At 73.6% G+C, this 22,221-nt stretch carries 13 protein-coding genes; 6 read left to right on the top strand and 7 right to left on the bottom strand.

Features of this window, described 5'->3' with window-relative positions:
• Positions 1-18: 18 nt before the first annotated feature.
• The gene (locus ACH4RG_RS17345) at positions 19-963 is read left to right on the top strand and encodes a carbohydrate ABC transporter permease (protein ID WP_397917167.1); all 945 of its coding nucleotides are present in this window, start codon (positions 19-21) and stop codon (positions 961-963) included.
• A gap of 189 nt (positions 964-1,152) precedes the next feature.
• Positions 1,153-3,381 carry a CDP-glycerol glycerophosphotransferase family protein gene (locus ACH4RG_RS17350; protein WP_398539762.1) on the top strand — a complete coding sequence of 743 codons (2,229 nt, stop codon included), beginning with the start codon at positions 1,153-1,155 and terminating at the stop codon, positions 3,379-3,381.
• 50 nt (positions 3,382-3,431) lie between these two features.
• On the opposite strand, the gene ACH4RG_RS17355 is transcribed toward ACH4RG_RS17350, so the two are convergent.
• The 6 genes from ACH4RG_RS17355 to ACH4RG_RS17380 form a co-directional block, all read right to left on the bottom strand.
• Entirely contained in the window at positions 3,432-4,574 is a 1,143-nt protein-coding gene (locus ACH4RG_RS17355; RefSeq protein WP_398539763.1) for a glycosyltransferase, read from the bottom strand.
• Positions 4,571-7,459 carry a CDP-glycerol glycerophosphotransferase family protein gene (locus ACH4RG_RS17360; protein WP_398539764.1) on the bottom strand — a complete coding sequence of 963 codons (2,889 nt, stop codon included), beginning with the start codon at positions 7,457-7,459 and terminating at the stop codon, positions 4,571-4,573. The genes ACH4RG_RS17355 and ACH4RG_RS17360 overlap by 4 nt, the downstream gene beginning before the upstream one ends.
• Complete coding sequence (locus ACH4RG_RS17365; RefSeq protein ID WP_398539765.1) at positions 7,456-10,899, bottom strand: CDP-glycerol glycerophosphotransferase family protein; 3,444 nt, start codon at positions 10,897-10,899, stop codon at positions 7,456-7,458. Before ACH4RG_RS17365 ends, ACH4RG_RS17360 begins: the two co-directional genes overlap by 4 nt.
• A gap of 250 nt (positions 10,900-11,149) precedes the next feature.
• Positions 11,150-12,019 carry a TylF/MycF/NovP-related O-methyltransferase gene (locus tag ACH4RG_RS17370; RefSeq protein ID WP_398539766.1) on the bottom strand — a complete coding sequence of 290 codons (870 nt, stop codon included), beginning with the start codon at positions 12,017-12,019 and terminating at the stop codon, positions 11,150-11,152.
• Between the two features lie 60 nt (positions 12,020-12,079).
• Positions 12,080-12,859, bottom strand: coding sequence for a methyltransferase domain-containing protein (locus ACH4RG_RS17375; protein ID WP_398160432.1), 780 nt, complete (start codon positions 12,857-12,859; stop codon positions 12,080-12,082).
• Positions 12,860-12,994: 135 nt separating this feature from the next.
• The gene (locus tag ACH4RG_RS17380; RefSeq protein ID WP_397917174.1) at positions 12,995-14,248 is read right to left on the bottom strand and encodes a CDP-glycerol glycerophosphotransferase family protein; all 1,254 of its coding nucleotides are present in this window, start codon (positions 14,246-14,248) and stop codon (positions 12,995-12,997) included.
• Between the two features lie 101 nt (positions 14,249-14,349).
• Here ACH4RG_RS17380 and ACH4RG_RS17385 point away from each other — a divergent pair, with 101 nt between their 5' ends.
• Together ACH4RG_RS17385 and ACH4RG_RS17390 are read left to right on the top strand one after the other, a co-directional pair.
• Entirely contained in the window at positions 14,350-18,180 is a 3,831-nt protein-coding gene (locus ACH4RG_RS17385) for a CDP-glycerol glycerophosphotransferase family protein (protein ID WP_398539767.1), read from the top strand.
• A gap of 81 nt (positions 18,181-18,261) precedes the next feature.
• Positions 18,262-19,506: a hypothetical protein gene (locus ACH4RG_RS17390; RefSeq protein WP_398539768.1), complete on the top strand. Its 1,245-nt coding sequence runs from the start codon at positions 18,262-18,264 to the stop codon at positions 19,504-19,506.
• 78 nt (positions 19,507-19,584) lie between these two features.
• Here the strand turns inward: ACH4RG_RS17390 and ACH4RG_RS17395 are convergent, their stop codons facing one another.
• Complete coding sequence (locus ACH4RG_RS17395) at positions 19,585-20,193, bottom strand: TetR/AcrR family transcriptional regulator (protein ID WP_397917177.1); 609 nt, start codon at positions 20,191-20,193, stop codon at positions 19,585-19,587.
• A gap of 248 nt (positions 20,194-20,441) precedes the next feature.
• Between ACH4RG_RS17395 and ACH4RG_RS17400 the strand changes: the two genes are divergently transcribed.
• Positions 20,442-21,347, top strand: coding sequence for an ABC transporter permease (locus ACH4RG_RS17400; RefSeq protein ID WP_398539769.1), 906 nt, complete (start codon positions 20,442-20,444; stop codon positions 21,345-21,347).
• Positions 21,340-22,131 (top strand): ABC transporter ATP-binding protein, encoded by a 792-nt coding sequence (locus ACH4RG_RS17405; RefSeq protein WP_397917178.1) that lies wholly within the window; start codon positions 21,340-21,342, stop codon positions 22,129-22,131. The genes ACH4RG_RS17400 and ACH4RG_RS17405 overlap by 8 nt, the downstream gene beginning before the upstream one ends.
• Positions 22,132-22,221 lie beyond the last annotated feature (90 nt).

Raw genomic sequence — 22,221 nt, forward strand, 5'->3', positions numbered from 1 at the left:
CCGGAAGGAGGGACGGCGATGAGCAGCTCACCGGAAGTGAACACCGCACGCATCGGCCGCCAGAAGGCGGTTTCCCGGCAGGCGAGCGCGCCCGACGCGCCGCCCAGGGCCAAGCAGCCCCTCGGCGCGCGGATCGCCGCCCGTGCGGGCGGCGGGGTGATGCGGGTCTTCCTGATCCTGGTCGCCCTGTTCTGGCTGATGCCCACGATCGGCCTGCTGCTGTCCTCGCTGCGCGGCCCGCAGGACATCGCGGCGACCGGCTGGTGGAAGGTCTTCACCGCCCCGTCGGAGATGACCTTCGACAACTACCAACGGCTGCTGGACAATTCGACGATCACCGGCTCACTCGTCAGCACCATCATGATCACCGTGCCCTCCACGGTGCTGGTGGTGGTGATCGGCTCGCTGGCCGGATACGCCTTCGCGTGGATGGAGTTCCCCGGCCGCGACTGGTGGTTCCTGCTGGTCGTCGGGTTGCTGGTGGTGCCGGTGCAGGTCGCGCTGATCCCGGTCTCCGAGCTGTTCGGCACCATCGGGATCTTCGAGACGACGCTCGGGGTGGTGCTGTTCCACACGGCGTTCGGCCTGCCGTTCGCGATCTTCCTGCTGCGGAACTTCTTCGCGGAGATCCCCCGCGAGCTGCTGGAGGCCGCCCGGCTCGACGGGGCGGGCGAGATACGGCTGTTCACCCGGGTCGTGATGCCGCTGGGCGGTCCGGCGATCGCCTCGCTCGGGATCTTCCAGTTCCTGTGGGTGTGGAACGACATGCTGGTCGCGCTGATCTTCGCGGACTCCGAGTCGCCGCCGATCACCGTGGCGCTCCAGCAGCAGGTACGCCAGTTCGGCAACAACATCGACGTGCTGGCGCCCGGCGCGTTCGTGTCGATGGTGATCCCACTGGCGGTGTTCTTCGCCTTCCAGCGGCAGTTCGTGTCCGGTGTGATGGCGGGCGCCGTCAAGTAGCCCTCGCCACAAGGCCGTACGCCCTCGAAGGCGTACGGCTGTACGTCAACCCGAAGCGGCTCGGTTCCCCGGAACCGGGCCGCTTCGCCGTCTCCGTCCCCCGATTGCCACGTCCGGCGTAACCCTGTCATTCCATCCGACGTTTGCGGTCTGCCTGGTTCCCGCGAACGATCGACCCATGGATGTGTAGTGCCCCGGTTCTCCGTCATCGTGCCCGCGTTCCGGGTCCAGGCGTATCTGCACGCGTGTCTGGATTCGGTGCTGGCCCAGTCCTTCAAGGACTACGAGGTCATCGTGGTCGACGACTGCTCCCCCGATGCCTGTGGGCCGATCGCCGACGAGTACGCCCGCCGGGACCCCCGTGTCACCGCTCTGCACCTGCCCCGCAACAGCGGGCTGGGACCGGCCCGCAACGCCGGGATGGGCCGGGCGGGCGGTGACTACCTGGTCTTCCTCGACGGTGACGACACCCTGCTGCCGGACGCGCTCCAGACCATCGCCGACCGGATCGACGCGACCGGCGAACCCGACGTCCTGATGTACGACTACGCCCGCACGTACTGGACGGGCCGCAGCGTGCGCAACGTCCTGGCCGCCCATCTCGACGAGGGCGGACCCGACCGCTTCCGGCTCACCGACCGCCCCGAGCTGCTGCGGCTCCTCATGGTCGTCTGGAACAAGGCGTACCGCCGCGCGTTCATCGAGGCCGAGGGGTTCACCTTCCCGCCCGGCTACTACGAGGACACCCCCTGGACCTACCCGGTGCTGATGTCGGCCGGGTCGATCGCGGTGCTGGACGCGGTCTGCGTCTCCTACCGGCAGCGGCGGCGCGGCAACATCCTCTCCACCACCAGCGAGAAGCACTTCGACGTCTTCGACCAGTACGACCGGGTGTTCGCGTTCATCGACTCACGCCCCGAACTCGCCCTGTGGCGGCCGGTGATGTTCCGCCGGATGCTGGACCACTACTCGGCGCTGTTCGCCTCCCGGGACCGGCTGCCGCTCCACCGCCGCGCCGCGTTCTTCCGCCGGGCGGCCGCGTCCTGCCGCCGCTACCGCACCCCCGGCGCCCCGGTCCCCCGTCGCGCGCTGCTGCGGCACGGGCTGTTGCGGCTCGGCGCGCGGCGCACCTATCAAGCACTGTCGGGGGCCCAGCGCCTGGGCGGCCGGCTGCGCCGGGGGGTGGCGGGCGCCCGCCGGGCCGTGCGGGGCGCGGCGCTGCGGGCGCACTACCGGATCCAGTCGCGGCTGCCGCTGCGCTCCCGGGACGCGGTGTTCGCCGTCCGGGGCGGCGGTGGGTACACGGGCGGCCCGGCGGCGATCGAGGCGAAGGCCCGCGAGCTGGTCCCGGGGGTGCGGACGGCCTGGATCTGCCGGCCCGTCGACGCCCACACCGTGCCGACCGGCACCCGGCACCTCGCGCCCGGCACCTTCGCCCACTGGACGGCGCTGGCCCGTTCCGCGTACCTGGTGACCGACTCCGCCTTCGACCGGGGGCTGGTCAAGCGCGGGGGACAGGTCCTGCTCCAGACGCACGAGGGCACGCCACTGCGGACCGTGGGCACCGATCTGCTGGACCGGCCCGCCGCCGCCGGGGGCACCGACTTCGAGCAGCTGCTGCGCTCCGTGGACACCTGGGACTACGCCCTCTCGGCGAACCCGCACTCCACGCTCGTGCGGGAGCGGGCCTATCCGTCCGCGTACACGACGCTGGAGTACGGATCGCCGCGCAACGACGTGTACCACCGCACCGGTCCGGCGGATGTGGCGCGGCTGCGCGAGACGCTGGGGATCCCGGCGGGCAGCACGGCGCTGCTGTACGCCCCGACGCACCGCGACTACCGGCGGGTCCAGCGGCCCGCCGTGGACCTGGAGCGGCTGGTCCGGGTCCTGGGTCCGCGGTTCGTGGTCCTGGCCCGGGCTTCGCACCCCGCGGGGCCCGGCGGCCACCGGGCGCCGCATCCCCGGATCATCGACGTCCACGGGCACCGGTCCGTGGAGACGCTGGCGCTCGCGTCGGACGCGCTGATCACGGACTACTCGTCCCTGATGTTCGACTACGTCAACCTGGACCGCCCGGTGGTGCTGCACCTGCCCGACATCGAGGCGTTCGAGGCGGCCCGGGGCACGTACTTCGACATCACGGCCTTCCCGCCCGGCATCGTGGCCCGGGGCCAGGACGAGCTGTTCGACATCTTCGCCACGGACCACTGGCGGGGCTCCCGCTCGGCGCAGCTGCGGGCCGCGTTCCGGGCCCGGTTCTGTCCGTACGACGACGGGTACGCCGCCGAGCGCGTGGTGCGGCGGGTCTTCCTCGGGGAGACGGACGGGCTGCCGCTGCCGGTGCCGTCCGCCGCGCGCCGGACGCCCGCGGCCGTTCCGGCGCAGGACGGGGCCGGGGCGGGCGTCCAGGGCTGACCCGGCCCCGCCCCACCCGAACGCGTGCCCCGCACGTGCCCCGCGCGTGCTCAGCGCTCCAGGAACGCGAACAGCTCCTCCCAGCGGCGCAGGGTCTCCGGCTCGGAGAACCGCTGGACGCCGGACCGGGCCCGCGCGCCCATCGCGTCGCGCAGCCGGGGGTTGCCGGTGAGTCGCAGCAGCCGGTCGGCGAGGGCGGCGACGTCTCCGGCGGGGGCCAGGAGTCCGTCCTCGCCGTCGCGGACGATCTCCCGCACCCCGGGCGCGCAGTCGAAGGCGGCGCAGGGCACACCGCTCGCCATCGCCTCCAGCAGGGCCAGCGGGAAGCCTTCGCCGCGGGAGGACTGGACGAAGACGGAGGCCTCGGCGAGGGCCCGCTCCACGTCGTCGGTGCGGCCCATCCACTCCACGGATCCGTCGAGGCCGAGGCTCGTGCACTGCTCCTTCAGCGCGGCCCCGTCCTCGCCGGCCCCGTAGATCCGCAGCCGCCAGTCGGGGCGGGCGGGGGCGACCAGGGCCCAGGTGTCCAGGAGCAGGTCGATGCCCTTCTGGTCGCTGAGCCGGCCGATGCTGGCGACGGTCCGCGCGGTGCGCGGGGAGGGCACGGCCGGGAGGCGGGAGAGGGCGTTGGGCAGGAAGCCGACGTTGTTCATGCCGTCCCCGGCCCACTGGTCGGCGTCCTCCTCGGTGAGGACGAGCCAGTGGTCGAGGTCCCTGTAGTGGTTCTTGATCCAGCGGTAGCGGTGGCTCGCACGGGAGTAGCCGTAGGACTCGTGGCTCATCCCGATGACCCGCACCCCGGTGGTGTCGGCCTCTCCGACCCACTCCATCGCCCAGACCTGGGTGACGATGACGACCGCGCCGGGGCGGGCGGTCGCGAAGATCTCCGAGAGCCGGGCCACCGCCCGCTTCTTGGCGGCGACCCGGGCCGCCTCCCTGCGCCGGGTGGGGAGGCGGAAGCGGTCGCGGACGCCGTGGGGCGTCCAGGGGGTCGGGGGGTGGGCGGGGTAGAGGGCGGTGACGGGGTGGCCGGGCTCGGCGGGCAGCGCCATCTTGAGGTCGGAGGCGTGGATGCCGATGGCGTGGACCCGGTGCCCCTGGCCGGCGAGGAGGCGCGCGGTCTGGTGCATCCAGCCGGTGACGCCGCCGAGTTCGTCGGTGCTGTTGGAGACGATGAAGACGTCGCGGCTCATCGGCCGGCCCCCCGGTCGTGGTCGAGGTCGATGGTGTGACGGGCACTCCGGGAGGATCCGGGGGCGAAGACGGCGGCGACGGTCCTGCGGGCGGCGTCGCCCCGGTCGTAGGTCCCGAACTGCCGCACGAAAGCGCGGCGTCGGTCGGCGTACCGGGTGTCGGACCTCTTCAGTTCCGTGAGGGTCGCGAACAGTTCTTCCTGCGTCTCGGTCACCGGCCCGGGGGCCCTCTCCCGCAGGTCGAAGTAGCTGCCGCGCTCGGCCGCGTACGCCTCCAAATCAGGAGCGAAGAGCACGACGGGCCGGTCGAGGAGGGCGAAGTCGAACATGATGGAGGAGTAGTCCGTGATCAGCACATCGGTGAGGGTCAGGAGTTCGCTCACGTCGTGGTGGCGCGAGACGTCGACGACGGTCCCGGGCGGACAGAGCGGCAGCCGGGCGGACTCCAGGTAGTGGGCCCGTACGAGCAGGGTGTGGGTGTCGCCGAACCGCTCCGCGAACTCCCGTACGTCCAGGAGGAGTCGGGTTCTGCGCTGCTTTCCCGGCCCGCCCCGGAACGTGGGGGCGTACAGCACGGTCTTCTTGTGGTCGTCCAGCCCGAGCACCCCGGCCAACGGCGGGCGAGGCAGCCGTCCCTCGGTCTCGGCCCGGTCGTGCTCCGCGATCAGGGCGTCGTTGCGGGGGTAGCCGGTGCGCAGGAGCCGTTCCTCGGGCAGCCGGTAGGCGCGGGCGAGGGTGTTCACGTCGTGCTCGGAGCGGACGAGGAAGTGATCGAAGCGGTCCACGGCCTGCTGGAGCCGCACGCGCTGGGGGGCGTTCTGGAGACGTACGCGGGTCTCGTCGAAGCCCATCCGCTTGTACGCGGAGCCGTGCCAGGTCTGGAGGTACGTGGTGTGCCGGGGCTTGCGCAGCTGCTGCGGGAAACCCTGGTTGTCGACCCAGTACTCGGCGCGGGCCAGCGCCCACAGGTAGCGCCAGGACCAGCGGCGTACGAGGCGGGCGTCGTCCGGGAAGCCGACCGGGGAGGGGTCGTAGGACCAGGTGGCGCGGAGTTTCAGGCCCTGGCGGCGGATCTCCTCGTAGAGGGCGCGCGGGCTGTCGCCGTAGCAGGCGCCCATGTGGCTTTCGAGGACGACGGAGCCCCGGCGCACGGGGAGCCGGGCGAGCCAGGTGTTGTAGACGGGGACCTTGAAGCCCCGGGAGCGGTAGCGGTCCAGGCGTTTGCGCAGGGACCGGACGAGGAGCTTCGCCTTGCGGGCGGGCCGGAAGCGGGTGGCGTAGCGGACCAGGCGGTGGGCGGTGCGGGCCGGGCGGCGGCGGGCGGCCAGCCGGAGCGCGAAGTGGTCCTTGAGCGTGATGTAGGGCTCCCAGGTGTCCCCGGCGAGCCGTCCGAGCCGGGGCCTGGCGGGGAACCGGACGGCCCCTTCCACCTGGTCCTGCGGGGCGAACAGGTCGCTGACGGAGCGGGGCCCGTCGGGGCCCCCCGCTGTCACGGACAGCCGCGCGTCCCACGCCGTGTCGCGGACGCCGACGGGGCGCAGGCGGCGCGCGACGTCGGCCCGCGCGCGCCAGCTGATCCCGTTGCCGTCGTGCCGGATCTCCTCGACCGGGAACGCGACGGCGCGCGCCCCGCCCCGGGCCCGGAACTCCAGGGTCGCGGTGAGAGGGGCGTCGGGGGCCGGGCCTCCGTGGCCGGGCAGCACGAGGCGGCCTTCCAGCAGCAGGCGGCCCCGGTCGGCGGTGGCACGGGTGAGCCGGTTCATCAGCCGCGCGCCGCCGAACGTACGGTACTGGTGGCCGAGTTCGGTGACGTCGACGCCCGGCCCGTCCGGGTCGCCGTCGCCCCAGGTAACCCGGCCGTCCGCGCCCGTCGTCAGCGGCGCGCACACGGTGGCGGGCCTGCTCAGCGCGTACGCCGCGGCGAGGACCCCTTCGGCGTCGCCCCTGGCCAGGAGGCGCACGGCGACCCGCTCCAGCGGCGGGAGGCCCGGCAGGTCCGACCGGAAGGAGCCGGTCAGCGCGCGGGCGGCGGCCGCGGCGACCTGGTCGCGGCGGGCGGCGGGCAGGTGGGGGAAGGACCGGGCGAGCGGCACCAGGTGGTCACGGGCGAACGCCTTCTCCCGTTCCTCGCGCAGCTCGGACAGGCCGCGCGCGAGGAGGGTGTTGGCGACGCGGCGGTGCGCCTCGACCAGGGCGGCGAGGTCGCGGGCCCGGTCGGGGACGGCCCGGCCGGTCACGATCAGCCGGCGGACGAGGGCGATCCGGCCGACCGCCGCGGCGGCGAGCGGGCCGAAGAGGATCTCGCCGTGCGTCAGGTCCTCTTCGTACCGCAGCCCGTGCCGTCTGGCGGCCTCGCGGCGCAGACAGAACCCGGTCACCAGGGCGTCCCTGACGACGAGTTCGGGGGCGTCGGTGAAGCGGGCGAGGGTGCGGGAGCGGGCGTACAGCCCACCCTGCCAGGACGGCTCCCGCTCCTTGCCGCTCTCGTCCGCGGCCCGGCTCCAGCGGCCGGCGATCAGGTCGGCGCGGCTTCTCTCGCCCGCCTGCCAGAGGTTGCGGCAGGCGTGGAGCTGGAGGCGTTCGCCGGGGGCGAGGACCAGGACGTACCGGCCGCCCGCCGCGTCCAGGCCCGCGTTGCGCAGGGCTCCGGTGGTGCGGACGGCCGGGTCGGCGTGGAGGAGGCGGACCCGCCCGGGGGCACGGTCGGCAAGGGCCCGGGCGGCGGCCCGGACGGCCGGGGCGGCGGTGGAGGCGAGAACCACGACGGCCTCGGCTCCGCGCAGCGACTGGCCGAGCACGGACTCCACGGAGGCGCGCAGGGCGTCGGCGCCTCCGGGGACCTCGTTGTCCCCGCCGCCGGTGATCACACAGCTGAAGTCGCTCATGCCTGCTCCCCCTTGAGCATCCGGTCGACGACCCCGGCGGCTGCGGTCCCGTCGTCGAGGTCGCAGAACGCCTCCCGGAACCGCTCGTACGCTCCCCGGTAGCCGGCGGTCGCGGCTTCCGGGTCGCGCAGGGCGGCCACGATCCCGGCGGAGTCAGGGATCAGGGGGCCGGGGGCACGCTGCTCGAAGTCGAAGCAGAAGCCGCGCAGGGTGTCGCGGTAGTGGTCCAGGTCGTGGGTGTGGAAGAGCATCGGGCGGCCGGTCTGCGCGAAGTCGAACATGACCGAGGAGTAGTCGGTGACCAGGACGTCGCTGATCAGCAGCAGTTCGGCGACGTCCGGGTGGCGGGAGACGTCCCGGACGAAGGCGGTGTCGGGGACGCTGCCCCCGACGAGGTAGTGGCGGCGGACCAGCAGGACATGGTCCTCGCCGAGGCCCTCGCGGGCGCGTTCCAGGTCGAGTCGGAGGTCGAACCCGTGGCGCCCGCCCTGCCGCGGTCGGTCCTCGCGCCAGGTGGGGGCGTACAGGATCACGCGCCGCCCCTCGGGGAGCGCGAGCCGTTCGCGTACGGTGGCGGCGATCTTGTCCCGGTCGGGGGCGTACAGCAGGTCGTTGCGCGGGTAGCCGCACTCCAGGACCTCGCCCGCGTAGCCGAAGGCGCGGCGCATCACGGGGGTCGAGAAGCTGTTCGGGGAGACGAGCACGCTCCACTGGGCGGACCGGTGTTCCATGGACGCCATGTACGCGGCGTCGGCGTGCGGGGTGCCCGCGAGGTCGCGGCCGATGCGTTTGAGCGGGGTGCCGTGCCAGGTCTGGACGACGGTCTGGCCCTCGGCCCGCTCGAACCATTCGGGCAGGTGGGTGTTGGTGACGATCCACCGGCTGCGGGCCAGCGCCTCGTACCAGTCGGCGCTGTGCAGGGCGACGGGGCGGACGCCTTCGGGCATGGCCGCCTGCTGGTCGCGCACCACCCACAGGTGCTCGATGTCCCGCCCCCGGGAGGCGAGTTCGCGGTGGACGGCGCGGGGCGAGTCGGAGTACTGGCGGCCGTCGAAGCTGGAGTAGAGGACGGCGGGACGCGGTTCGTCGACCGTGGCGGCGCGCAGTCCGGCATACCGCTCGCGCTGGAGCCGCTGTCCGTACGGTCCCCGCTCACCGACGGGGAGTGCGGAGGCCGACTCCAGGACGAGCCGGTCGTGGTGGCGCCGTTGCAGGATGAAGTCGCGGCCTTCGGCGTGCAGTTGCCGGGGCAGGGTGGCGTGCAGGGAGGTGCTCGGGCGGAGCGGTCGGTAGGCCTCCGGGTCCCGCTCTCCCGGCTCTCGCAGGAAGAGGTACCAACGCCCCTCGGCGAGCGGCAGCGTCCCGCCGGGCCCCTCGACGGCGGCGGGTGCGATCACGGCCCGGAAGCCGTCGCCGTCCCCCCGCTCCAGCCGGAGGACCACCTCCTCCCGGTGGCCGCTGTGGCGCAGGACGAGTTCCCGGAAGGCGCCCGTGGGCTCGGGGAAGACCCCGTCGAGGACGAGGGCGCCCGACTCCTCGCGGGCGGCGGAGGTGACGACGGGCTGGACGGGCCGGTCGGTGAGCACGAGGTCGCCCGAGGGGTTGGGGGCCGCGTACAGCTCACGGCCGCCGGGCAGTGCGTAGCGCCCGTCCAGCCCGTCGGTCCGGGCCGCCACGGTCAACGGCGCGCTTTCGCCGACTAGTTGGACACCCCAGATGTCGTCCTGCCCCCGGAAGGCGCTGAGCGGGATGTCCGCCGCCCGGGAGCCGAGCGAGCCGCGCAGGGCGAACTCCCGCGTCTCCTTGGTGCGCCACTCGGTGAGCCGGAGGGCGACCGGCCCGGCGTCGCCGAGGATCTTCACCTCCAGGCGCACGGCGTCCTCGACGGCCGCCTGCCCGGTCAGGACGGCCGCGACGCGTTCGGTGCGCAGCTCCAGCTTGTTGCCGGAGAGGACGGGGACGATACGGGTCCGCTCGTCGGTGTACGTCACGGCGGGCGGGGCCGGGGTGGAGACGAGCCGCATGGGGCCCCGGCGCGGCCGGCCCGCACCGACGACGACGGCCTCCAGCTTCCACGTCGTGCGCCCGCCGCTCGCTCTCGCGGCGAGTTTGCGCGGGTCGACGACGGCCGTGAACCCGGCGCGGTCGTAGCGGTGCAGGGAACGGCCGGAGCGGGCGGTGGCCTCGTCGCCGGGGACCGGGCGGGTCCGCAGGGGGATCAGCCGCTTCCCGGAGCGCAGCCAGCCGAGCCGGACCGGGCCGCCCGGGGCGTTGCGTACGTACGCGTGACCGGTCAGGTGCAGCAGCCCGTCCCGCCAGACGGCCTCGGTGAGGTGGGCGTGGACGGGCAGGTCGGCGGAGGTCAGCGCGGTCGTGGCGGACGGCAGGGGGCCGCGGACGGCGGGGTGGTGGGCGCGGGGGCGGAGCAGCCCGGTGACGTGGAAGGTGTCCCGGTCCTTCTTCTCGTCGGCGAGGAGGGCGAGGAGTTCGGGCAGCCGGCGTTCGCGGATGAGCTGCCACTTGACCCGCAGGTGCAGGGGCAGCGAGGCGAGGACAGCGGAGTCGACGGTGGCGGCGAACGCGCCCGCGTGCTCCAGGAAGGCCTCGTGGAACTCCGCGTCGCCGTCCCCGAGCGCCTCGATGAACAGCCACAGGTCCCCGGAGAGCGCGTGGGCGTCGTAGCGGCGCTTGGCGCCGGCCAGGTCGGGCCGGGCGGCGAGGAAACGGCTGACGGTGGTGACGGCGGTGACCCGGTCGCGGATGCCCCGGGGCACGGCCCGCCGGGTGGTGATCGAGCCGTCGCGGTCGCGCCAGTGGTAGACGGGCTCCTCGACGACGTCGACCGAGCGGGCCAGGAAGTGGGCGGGCAGGACGACGGCGATGTCCTCGTACAGCACCCCGGTGGGGAAGGCGAAGGCGTGCTCGTCCCAGAAGGTGCGCCGGAAGACCTTGTTGCAGGCGATGCGGTCACCCAGCAGGACCCAGTCCCGGGTGACGTGGGTGGCCCGTCGGGCCTTCTCCATCGGCCTGCGGAACATCGGGGACTGTTCCAGATCGCCGTCGGCCCGCAGCCGGAGCACGTTGCCGGTGGCGAAGTCGGAGCCCGAGCGGTCGAGTTCGGCCAGCATGCGGGCGTACGCGCCGGGCGGCACGACGTCGTCGCTGTCGACGAACGTCAGGAACTCCGCGTCGGGTCGGGCCTCGCGGATCCCGGCGTTGCGGGCCGCGCCGAGCCCGGCGTTCTCCTGCCGGATCAGCCGGAAACGCGGATCGCGGTCCGCGAACTTCTGTGCCAGATCAGGGCTGTTGTCCGTGGAGCCGTCGTCGACGAGGACGACCTCCAGATCCAGCATGGTCTGCTCGGCGAGCGAGGAAAGGCAGGCACCGAGGTACTCCTCGACGTTGTAGAGGGGGACGACGACGGTGAGACGGGGTGCCATCGCGGCGCACGATCCTTCCGGGCGGACGACATCAGGGGCAATGAGCGTCGGGGGCTTGGACTTCGGGCGTGGGGCCCGTCGGGGGCCATGGGGTACAACCCGCGCCGGAAGGACGGGTCACCCGAGGGGGCCCGTTCGGGTGACGCGGAGGGCGGAGTCACGCACCCCGGGGGCGTGCCGGGAGCACGTTCGAGCCCCGTACCGGAAGGGCACGGGGCTCGGTGCTCGGCGCTGCCGTGAAGGGCTCGCGTCAGGGCTTCACGGCGATCCGGCCCTCGTCCATCCGCAGCAGCAGAAGGCGCTCACCGGTCTTGTCGAGGAATTCGTCGACCGCCTGCCGCGACCCCTGCCAGTAGCCGTAGTCGTCGATGAGGAGCACCCCACCGGGTACCAACCGGTCGTACAGATGCTCCAGTTCGTGCTTGGTGGAGGCGTACCAGTCGGTGTCCAGGCGCAGGATGGAGATCTGCTCGGGGGCCTCGGCGGGAACGGTGTCCTCGACCCGCCCCTGGACGTAGTGGACGCGCTTCTTCGGGTACGGGACGTTGTCGAAGCCCGCCTTGACGTCCTCCAGCGAGGCGACCGCCCAGATCGGCCGGTCCTTGCCCTGGGCGTCCAGCAGTTCCTGGGCCGACCGCCCGTCGCGCCGCAGATCCTCGGCGGTGGGCGGGGTCATGCCCTCGTACGTGTCGAAGAGGTACAGATCGCGCTCCGTCTCGCCGACGGAGAGCAGGGTCCGGGCGCAGGCCTGCATGGAACCGCCGCGCCAGACGCCGCACTCGACGATGTCACCGGGGATGTCGTGCCGGGCGATGTGGCGGGTGGCGAGGATGAAGGCGTTGAGCCGCTCCGGCGAGGTCATCGAGTACGGCTTGACCGCCCGGATGATGTCCTTCGCCTCGTCGTCGTAGTCGGCCGGGAACCCGGGCGCGGGCTTCTTCGCCCGGGGCTCCGGAGCCGGTGCGGGGGTGGGTGCGGCGGCCGGAGCCGTTGCGGGGGCGGTGCGGGCGGCGGGCACCGTGACGCGCCTGAGCTGGTATCCGGTGAGCTGCTGAAGGACGCCGTTGACGGCGTTGCGCCAAGCCATGCCCCGGGACAGTACGCGCGGTTTGCGCCGCATGTCATCTTTCGTCAACCTGCTATTGATCCCGCCGGACCGCCACATCGCGCCTCTCACGGCTCAGCCCCCCGACTCGGCACGCACGGGAGCCGTTTCCGGCGCGGGCGTCCGCCCGGGTGCGGGCGCCTGCTCGGGTACGGGGGCGGAATCGGGCCTGCCGCACCGTTCGCGGCCGTCCACGGGGCGGGGCAGCGGGACGCCGTCCACGCCGCCGACCCGGTTCGCCCACCACACCGCCAGCTCCCGTACGGCGAACATGGTCAGGCGCGGGTAGCGGGCCGGCTTGCGGAAGACGCCGACGGAGTCGCCCCAGTAGGCGGCCTTCCTGTCGATGGCCCGGTAGTCGTGCCAGATGCCCTTTCTGGGCGGGAAGTCGGTGTAGGCCTCGCGCAGTTCGAGCCGCGAGTGGGCGGCGAGCGCGCGGAATCCGTCGGGGTAGTAGCGCCAGCAGTCCTGCGCGTCGTGGACGTGACCGCGCGAGGGGGCGGTGATGAACGCGTGTCCGCCCGGCTTCAGGACCCGGGCGATCTCCAGCATCGACGCCCAGAAGAACGGGATGTGCTCGAACGCCTGCCCGGACAGCACGACATCGGCGCTGTTGGAGCGGGCGGGGATGCGGTACGGCTTCGCCATCACCGCGTCGACGTTGGGGCCGTCCTGCACGTCGACCCCGAAGTAGTCGATGGGGTGCCCGGCGAGCAGCGCCCGGTGGGTACGGGTCTGCTTGCCGGAGACGCGCGATCCGAGGTCGACGACGCGGTAGGCGCCGGACGCGGGCCCTTCGACAGGCAGATACTCCTGGATGCAGAGTTCCATCTGCTCGTAGGCGGACCGGTGCATGGACGTCTCCCAACATGGCGGGGTGAGCGAGCTGTTGGGCACAACGACCGCGCGGCGCGGAGGAATCGGCGCGGGAGGCCCGTCTTGAGCCATTCGGGTGGCGGACGCGCCGGCCGATCGGGGGCGGGCCCCGCGTCAGAGGGACGGGGCGAAGAACCGCCGTACGACGCGTTCCGCCGCGTGCCCGTCGTCGTACGGGCAGAACCGCTCCCGGAACGCGGTCCGCAGCGCGGCCGCCTCCGGGGACCGCCACTCCCCCGTCCGGAACACATCGGCCAGCTCGGCGGGGGTGGTGGTGACGGGGCCGGGGGTCTCGCCGGGCCGCCCGGAGAGCAGGTCGAAGTACGTGCCGCGCGTGGCCCGGTAGGCGGCCCAGTCGGGGGCGTGGACGACGATCGGGCGGTCCAGGCAGGCGTAGTCGAAGATCAAGGAGGAGTAGTCGGCGATCAACGCGTCGGCGGCCAGGCACAGTTCCTCGACCCGGGGGTGTCCGGTGACGTCGATGACCCGCCCCGCCCCGGCTGACGAGCCGACCGGGAGTGAGCCATTTTCCCAGTCTCTACCCAGCCCCGAGTTGTGATGCACCGCCGATGACACCCAGGTCCCGCCGACCTCGGCGGAGCGCCCGTAGAAATAGTGGGCGCGCACCAACAGAACGTACTCCGGGCCCAGTTCCTCCGCCAGCCGCGCGGGGTCGAGGTCGGGCACGAAGCCGCCGCGGTAGTCGCGGTGGGTCGGGGCGTGGAGGAGGACGGTCTGCCCCTCGGCGACGCCCAGTTCGGCGCGGATCTTCGCGACGTCCCCGGCGGTGGCGGTGGCGTAGGGGTCGTTGCGCGGGTAGCCGAGGTCGAGCCGTTCGTACGCGCCCGGGTAGACGCGGTCCCAGACCTCCGTGCTGTGCGGGTTGGCGGAGAGACTGAAGTCCCACTGGCCGACATGGGCGCGGATCTTGGCGAAGTCGGTCTTCCGGGCGAGGGCGGGGTACGCGCGCTGGTCCAGCCCCATGGTCTTGAGCGGGGTCCCGTGGTGGGTCTGGAGATAGCGCTGACCGGGCCGCTTGGTGAAGCCGCCGGGAAAGCTGGAGTTGTTGACCAGATAGGTGGCGGTGGCCATGGCCCGCCAGTAGGCGCGCGAGCCCTCGATGACGTACGGCACACCGGCCGGCATCCGGTCGCGGTGCCGGGAGGAGACGGCCCACACGCCCCGGATGTGCGGGACCAGCTCGCGGGCCTTGGCGTGGATCGCCGCGGGGTTGCAGGCGACGCCCCGGTTCCAGTACGCCCCGTAGACGGCGAGGTCCGGGTCGAGCGGGCGGCGCAGGTCGGTGCGGTAGGCGGCCCGCATGGCCTGGCGACGCACGAACCGCTTCACGGAAGCTCGGGTGGGCATGGCAGCCGAGCGTAATGGCGGGCCGGGACGGCCGAGGAGCCGCGTTCACCCGTTCGGGTCAGCGCCGGTGACCCCGGGACCCGCCCCGTGTTGACCAGGACATGAAGCCACCACTGCCACCCCTCCTCAGCGTCGTCGTCCCCGTCCACAACGTCGAGGCCTACCTCGGGGACTGCCTGCGGTCGGTGGCGGACCAGACCCTCGAAGCGATCGAGGTGGTCATGGTCGACGACGGTTCGACGGACGGCAGCGCCCGGATCGCGGCGGAGTTCGCCGCCCGGGACAGCCGCTTCCGGCTGGTGCGGCAGCGGAACGCCGGTCTGAGCGCCGCCCGCAACACCGGCGTCCGGCACACCACCCCCGCCGTCCCCTATCTGGCGTTCGCCGACAGCGACGACATCGTCGTGCACGACGCGTACGAGCGGATGACGGCCTCGCTGGAGGCGACCGGTTCCGATCTGGTGACCGGCAATGTGTGGCGGCTGACGGGGCAGGGACGGCAGCAGGCCTGGCAGTACCGCTGGCTGACGGCCACCCGGCCCCGCACCCACATCACCCGGGACCCGCGTCTGCTGGCCGACCGGGTGGCGTGGAACAAGGTGTTCCGGCGCTCGTTCTGGGACACGCACGGCTTCGCCTTCCCCGTGGGCAAGCTGTACGAGGACACCCCGGTGATGATCCCCGCGCACCATCTCGCCCGGTCCGTGGACGTCCTGCACGAGCACGTCTACTACTGGCGGGTGCGGGAGGGCTCGATCACCCGCCGGCGTACGGACGTCACGGGCGTACGGGACCGGATCGCCGCGTGCGAGCGGGTCAGCGCGTTCCTGGGGGGCCGGGACGCGGGACAGCGGCGGGCGTACGACACGTCCTGCCTGCGGGACGACTTCGGGTACTTCCTGGACGGCCTGCCGATGGGCGGTGAGGCCTACCGGTCGGCGTTCCTGGAGGGCGCCGGGGCCTTCGTCGACCGGGCGGGGCCCGGCGCGCTGAAGGGGCTGCCGGTGGAGCTGCGCGTCAAGTGGTCGCTGGTGCGGGAGCGGCGTCTGGAGGAGCTGCTGGCGGTTCTCGCCTTCGAACGGGCCAACGGGGCGGGCACGTTCGCGGTCGAGGGCCCCCCGGGGCGGCGACGGGCTGTGTACCCCGGGGTGCGCGGCGCGAGCGCCCGGCTCGCACGCACGGACGTCCCCGCCGTGGCGCGGTTGCTGGAGGCGCGCTGGGGCGCGGACGGGAGGCTGCGGCTGCGCGGGTACGCGTATCTGCGCAACCTCCCCGCCGCCTCCGCCCGGCAGCGGCTCACGGTGGGGATGGTCCGGGCGGAGCGGGGCCGGCAGGTGCGGCCGGTGCCGGTGCGCTCCGTGTGCACGCCCGAGGCGACGGTGCACTCCGGTCAGGAGCTGCACGGCTACGACCACGCAGGCTTCGAGATGGTCCTCGATCCGGACCGGCTGCCCGCGACGGCGGACGGCGGCGGCTGGCTGGTCGGCCTGGTCCTCGCCGCGCCCGGGGCGGTACGTCGGGTGGCGGTGCGCGCCCCGGACGCGGGCGCGGACCAGCCGCTCGTCCACGACCTGGGCGACGGGCGGCGGGCGGTGCTCGACTACCGGGGCGGCCGGCTCCGGCTGACCGTGTCACGCCTGCGAGCACGGGCCGAGGGGCACCGGACCGCCGGGGCGGAGGGGGCCCCGCTGGAACTCACGGGCCGGTACTTCGGCGCGAGCGGGAGCAGGCCGACGGCACTGGTGCTGACGCGCGAGGGGACCGAGGGGGGCGCGGAGCACTCCTGCCCGGTGGAGTACGAGGAGACCGCCGGGGGCGCGGGGCCGGGAGGGGGCCGCGAGGCGGACGGGGACGGGGAGTCGGCCGAGGGCCGTGGGACGGGCCGGGACGGGGAGCCCGACGAGGCCCGTGAGGCGGGCCCGGTGGACGAGGCGGGTGCGGCGAGCGTCGGGCGCGGGGCGGACGGGGTCGGGTTCACGGTGCGGGTGCCGCTCGCCGACCTCGCCGGCGCCCCTCCCGCCCCGCACCCGGCCCCCCGCGAGGTCGGAACGACGGACGGGCGGCGCTGGCGGGTCCGGCTGCTGCTCGCCGACGGCGCCCGCGTCCCGCTGCCCGCCGCGCCGGACCTGCCGCCGCCCGCGTGCGCGGACCCGTCGGGCGACCTGGTGCTGGACCTGGCGGCGGCTCCGTACGCGGACCGGGTGGAGTACACGCCGGAGGGGGGCCTGCGCGTCTCGGGGACGTACGCCCGCCCCGCTCCGGAGACGTACGGTCCGCCCGCGACGAGGACGTACGGCCCGCCCCCGCCGGGGACGGCGACCGCGCCGGTCGGCCGGCTCGTCCTGCGCCACGAGACGCTGCACGAGACGGTCCCGGCCGAGGGGGCCTTCGGGGAGCCCGCCACGGCGAGCATCGCGGGGACCGACGCACGGACCGACGCACGGACCGACGCGGGAGGCACCGTAGGCCACGACACACAAGCCCGCGCGGAGACCGGCGCGGAAGGTACCGCGGGCACCGACACACCGGCCGACGCGGAGACCGACACAGTGACACCCGCGGGCCGGTTCTCCGCGCTGATCACCCCGCCGCTCCCGGAAGGCCGCTGGGAGGTCCGCCTGGACGGCCGTCCCGTACGCGTCCTCGGCTCCGCCGCCCGGCAGCTCCCCCGCGGCGGAGCCGGAAGCGCCCTGCGTCCGGAGCGGCGGCACGGCGACCGGCTGTCCGTCGTCGCGGGGCCGGACGCGCAAGCGGCGGGCGCGGGGCGGAGCGCGTACGGCAGGCGCCTCCTGCGCGCCGCGCACTACCGCGACGGGCGCACGCTCCTCCCGCTCCGCGACACCGTCCTCTACGCGGGCGGCGACTCCCCGCGCGCCGTCCACGCCGAACTCGTGCGCCGGGGCACGGAGACCGAACACCTGTGGGTCACCGGCACCACCCCTGGCCGCACCACCCATGTCCCGCCCGGCGCGCGGGCCGTCCCGGTGCACAGCGTCGCCTGGTACGAGGCGCTGGCCCGCTCCCGCCGGATCGTCACGGACGAACAGCTGCCCGAGTGGTTCGAGCGGCGGCCCGGGCAGTCGGTCGTCCAGACCTGGCACGGCACCCCGCTCGGCCGCTTCGGCGGTTGCCTGGCCGACACCCTCTACGCCGACCACCAGCACCTCGCCACCCTGCCGCGGCGGTCGGCCCAGTGGTCGGTGCTGGTCTCCCCGAGCCGCTTCGCGACGCCGTGGCTGCGCCGGTCGCTGGGGTACGAGGGGGAGGTGCTGGAGGCCGGGTCGCCCGCCAACGACGTGCTGTTCCCGCCGGACCGGGACAAGGCATCCGATGAGGTCCGGCGCGGGCTGGGGGTCCCGGAGGACCACCGTGTCGTGCTGTACGCCCCGACCTACCGCGACCACCTGGCCCATCCCCCGGCCGCGTCCGCCGACCGTACGGCCCCCGGCCCGTACCGCTGGGACCCGGCACTCGACCCGGCCGCCCTGGCCCGGGCGCTCGGCCCCCGCCACACGGTGCTGGTGCGCCGCCACCCCCGGGTCACCGGCAGCGTCCCGGCCGGGCCCGGTGTGCTCGACGTCTCGCACCACCCGGGGGCGGCCGGGCTGCTGCTGATCGCCGACGTCCTGGTGACGGACTACGCGGGCCTGATGTTCGACTTCGCGCTGACGGGCCGGCCGATGCTCTTCCACACGTACGACCTGGAGCACTACCGCGACACCGTGCGCGGCTTCTGCCTGGACTTCGAGACCCGGGCGCCGGGGCCGCTGCTGGTCACGACGGACGAGGTGGCCCAGGCGCTGCGCGACACCGGGTCGCTGGCGGCCCGGCACGCCGACGCCTACGAGAGCTTCCGCCGCGACTACTGCGATCTGGACGACGGCGGCGCGGCGGCCCGGGTCGCGGACCGGCTGCTGGCCGACACGGCCTGAGGGCGTGGGGAAGCCGGGGCCGGAATCCCTCGGACGGGTGGCGGCGGGGAGAGCGGGCCCGCCGCACGGAACCCATGAGGTGTGCCCCTCTTCTCCGCTGCCTCCGCTGCCTCCGCTGCCTCCGCTGCCTCCGCCCCGCCCTCCGGCCTCCCGCCCGCCACGACCGGAGGCGACGGGGCCGACGGAACGGCCCGGCCGCCCCTGTGGCTGCCGTCGCCGTACCTCGTGCTGGGCGGCCTGCTGTGGGCGGTGCTGTCGGCGGCGGCCTGGCAGGCTCCGCTCTGCTGCGAGGCCGGGCTCCAGGCGGCGGTCGTCGAACGGCTGCGGGTGAACCTGCTGCACCCGGCGTTCCCCATGACCGACCTGCCCGCCGTGGCGAGCGCGCACTACTCCCCGTACGCACTGCTCCAGGGACTGGCCGCCCGCGCCACCGGGCTCTCGGGCCCGTCCGTCGTCGCGGTGACCGCGACGGTGAACCTGCTGCTCCTGCTCGCCGGGATCGGCCGGCTCACCCGGCTGCTGACCCCCAACCGCTGGGTCCCGGTTCTGGTGCTGGTGCCTCTGGCCCTGATCCACTGGGCGGATCCCGCCCGTTGGAGCGCACCCAGCACGTTCGCGGTCGCGGTCACCCTGCACCTGTGGGCCTGGACCGGCCGCGCGGCCGCCCGGACCGCCCGCCCCGGTGATCCGAAGCCCGGCCGGACGCCCCGGTGGGCGGAGGCGGCCGGGATCGGCGCACTGCTCGGGCTCGTCCTGCTGGTCCACCCGCCCACCGCGATCGGCGCGACGATCGGGTGCGTGGCCCTGATCGCGGTCCGGACGCGGACCCGGATCCGCCCGACCGCGTGGCGGTGGGCGTTCGCCGTCGGGTGCGCGGTGGCCGTCGCGGCGCTGTGGCCGTACTACAACGGGCTGACCGCTCCGCGCACCCCCGCCGAGGGCCGGACCACGGGCCCGCCGGTGGTCGAGGGGGCGCCCGCGGCCGGGGAACCGTACGCCTGGGCGACCGCGTACGTGCCGCCGGGCGAGGTGGTCCTGACGGACAGCCGCCCGGCGATGTACGCCCTGGCCGGGCACGGGGCGTACGTGCTGGCCGACGCGCTGCCGGACGCGGGTCTCGCGCGCGCGGAGCGGCGGGAGAGGAGCCGGGCCGTGGCCGCCTACCTCGACGCGTCGACCCCGCAGGTCCGGCGGGACGGGATCACCGCCCGGTACGGGGTGCGGTGGCTGCTGCTGACCCGCTTCCAGCGCCTGCCCGAGAACGCGACGATGCTGGCGTTCAGCCCGGCCACGGGCGAGGTGCTGGCGCGGGTGCCGGCGGGCTGAGCGTCTTCAGACGTGCTGGAAGGTACAGCCGTGGTGGAGAGTCCAGTCGTGCTGGACAGTTCAGCCGTGCTGGACAGTTCAGCCGTGCTTGAGGGCGGCGACCGCAGACGCCGCCAGATCGTCCAGGTAGCCCTTCGGCAGTTTCCCGCGCACCACGACGAGCCGCCAGTACAACGGCCCGACGATCAGATCGAGCGCCCGGTCGGGGTCACTGCCCTCGGGCAGTTCTCCCCGGGCCACCGCCTCCCTCACGACCACGGCGGCGACACCCTGTTGCTGGTCGAGGAGCGCGGCCTTGATCGCGTCGGAGATCTCCGGATTGCGGGCCGCCTCGACCAGCAGATCCGGGATGACCTGCGAGGCGACCGGGTGGCGCAGGGCGTACGCGGCCAGCTCCAGGACGGCGCGCACGTCCCCGTACAGCGAACCGGTGGCCGGGGCGGGCATTCCCTGCGCGGCGACGGCCGCGACCAGGTCGAGGACGAGCGCCAGCTTGGACTTCCAGCGACGGTAGACGGCGGTCTTGCCGACGCCCGCACGCCGGGCGATGCCCTCGATGGACATCCGGGCGAACCCCACCGCGGCGAGTTCCTCGAAGACGGCGGCGCGGATGGCGTCGGTCACGTCCTCACGCAGGACGGCGGCGCCTGCGGGGGCGCGGCGGCGGGTTCCCCGTTCGGTGGTCATGGCCCGCATGATAGTCGGCTGCGACGAAACGGTTGCGTTGCGGCGTAGAAGCGTCCTACTCTCAGCGTTACGACGATACGGTCCCGTCCCAACGAGGGCGTCCCCACGGGACCGTATCGTTCCGTCGCCGTATCGCCCCACCGCCCCACCGCTCGCTCCACCGGTCCCGGCGTTCCGGCGTCATCCCCTCCCGCTTCCATCGAAAGCGATCGTTCGTGGTGAGCCAGACAGCAGCTCCGCCGTCCCCGATGAGCGCCCCCGCCCAGGAGGCCCCCACCTACGCACCCGGTGAGCTGGCCGCCCTGGCCGCCCGGCACGGCCTGACGGTCAGCGGCGCCCGGCCCTCGCTGCCCTCCTACATCCGGCAGCTGTGGGGGCGGCGGCACTTCATCGCCGCGTTCGCGACGGCCAAGCTGACCGCGCAGTACAGCCAGGCGAAGCTCGGCCAGATCTGGCAGATCATGACGCCGCTGCTGAACGCGACGGTCTACTACTTCATCTTCGGCGTCCTGATGAACACCAAGCACGGGGTCGAGGACTTTGTCCCGTTCCTGGTCACCGGGGTCTTCATCTGGACGTTCACCGCCAGTTCGATCACCGCGGGCACACGGGCGATCAGCGGCAACATCGGCCTGGTGCGGGCCCTCCACTTCCCGCGCGCCTCCCTGCCGGTGGCCCTCGCCCTCCAGCAGTTGCAGCAACTCCTGTTCTCCCTGGGCGCACTGACCGTGATCCTGCTGGTGTTCGGCCAGTACCCTCGCCCGTCCTGGCTGCTGGCCGTCCCGGCGCTCGCGCTCCAGGCGGTGTTCAACACCGGGGTGTCGATGGCCGTGGCCCGGCTGACGGCGAAGACCCCGGACATCGCGCAGCTGACGCCGTTCGTGCTGCGGACCTGGATGTACTCCTCCGGCGTGATGTGGAGCCTGGACCACCTGCTCAAGGGAGAACGGGCCCCGCACGCGGTGATGGTGGCTCTGGAGTACAACCCGGCGGCACTCTTCATCAACCTCATGCGGTACGCGCTCATCGACAGCTACACGTGGGCGCAGCTGCCACCGTTCGCATGGGCGGTAGCGGCGGGCTGGGCACTGCTGTGCGGAGTGGCCGGATTCGTGTACTTCTGGAAGGCCGAGGAGACCTACGGACGTGGCTGACCGCAAGGATTCCCCCGGGGACGACCGGGTCCCGACGGTCGTCGTCGACGACGTCCACATCACGTACACGGTCCATGGCGCCCGTACGGGCAAGGGCAGCGCCACCTCCGCGCTCAGCCGGCTCACCACCCGTCGCCGTACCCCCGGCGCGCGCCAGGTGCACGCCGTGAAGGGCGTCAGCTTCGCCGCGTACAAGGGCGAGGCGATCGGCCTGATCGGCTCCAACGGCTCGGGCAAGTCGACGCTGCTCAAGGCGGTCGCGGGTCTGCTCCCGCCGACCCGGGGCAGGGTCCACACCCAGGGCCAGCCGTCGCTGCTCGGTGTGAACGCGGCCCTGATGGGCGACCTGACCGGCGAGCGCAACGTGGTGCTGGGAGGACTCGCGATGGGCATGACGCGCGAACAGATCCGCGAACGCTACGACGGGATCGTCGACTTCTCCGGCATCAACGAGAAGGGCGACTTCATCACGCTGCCGATGCGCACGTACTCCTCGGGCATGGGCGCGAGGCTCCGCTTCTCCATCGCGGCGGCCAAGAGCCACGACGTCCTGCTGATCGACGAGGCGCTGTCCACGGGCGACGCGAAGTTCCAGCGCCGCAGCAAGGACCGCATCAAGGAACTGCGCGCCGAGGCGGGCACGGTCTTCCTCGTCAGCCACAGCAACAAATCGATCACCGAGACCTGCGACCGCGCCCTGTGGCTGGAGGCGGGCACGCTGAGGATGGACGGCCCGGCGAAGGAAGTAGTGGCGGCGTACGAGGCCTTCACCAAGCGAAAGTAACCCACTCAAGCCCGCCCGGCGCTTGAGGGCATCGCTTCCAGCCCGTCCGCGGTGTGAGGACGGGCCCCCACGCCGTGGGGGCCGGCACCA

The sequence above is a fragment of the Streptomyces sp. NPDC021019 genome (assembly GCF_044333295.1).
Classification (GTDB): domain Bacteria; phylum Actinomycetota; class Actinomycetes; order Streptomycetales; family Streptomycetaceae; genus Streptomyces.

What these genes read in the sequence shown, in the direction of transcription:
- ACH4RG_RS17345 (WP_397917167.1), top strand. Translation starts at nt 19, where the DNA reads ATGAGCAGCTCACCGGAAGTGAACACCGCACGCATCGGCCGCCAGAAG.
- ACH4RG_RS17355 (WP_398539763.1), bottom strand. Translation starts at nt 4,574, where the DNA reads ATGAGCCGCGACGTCTTCATCGTCTCCAACAGCACCGACGAACTCGGC.
- ACH4RG_RS17360 (WP_398539764.1), bottom strand. Translation starts at nt 7,459, where the DNA reads ATGAGCGACTTCAGCTGTGTGATCACCGGCGGCGGGGACAACGAGGTC.
- ACH4RG_RS17365 (WP_398539765.1), bottom strand. Translation starts at nt 10,899, where the DNA reads ATGGCACCCCGTCTCACCGTCGTCGTCCCCCTCTACAACGTCGAGGAG.
- ACH4RG_RS17370 (WP_398539766.1), bottom strand. Translation starts at nt 12,019, where the DNA reads ATGCGGCGCAAACCGCGCGTACTGTCCCGGGGCATGGCTTGGCGCAAC.
- ACH4RG_RS17375 (WP_398160432.1), bottom strand. Translation starts at nt 12,859, where the DNA reads ATGCACCGGTCCGCCTACGAGCAGATGGAACTCTGCATCCAGGAGTAT.
- ACH4RG_RS17380 (WP_397917174.1), bottom strand. Translation starts at nt 14,248, where the DNA reads ATGCCCACCCGAGCTTCCGTGAAGCGGTTCGTGCGTCGCCAGGCCATG.
- ACH4RG_RS17385 (WP_398539767.1), top strand. Translation starts at nt 14,350, where the DNA reads ATGAAGCCACCACTGCCACCCCTCCTCAGCGTCGTCGTCCCCGTCCAC.
- ACH4RG_RS17395 (WP_397917177.1), bottom strand. Translation starts at nt 20,193, where the DNA reads ATGACCACCGAACGGGGAACCCGCCGCCGCGCCCCCGCAGGCGCCGCC.
- ACH4RG_RS17400 (WP_398539769.1), top strand. Translation starts at nt 20,442, where the DNA reads ATGAGCGCCCCCGCCCAGGAGGCCCCCACCTACGCACCCGGTGAGCTG.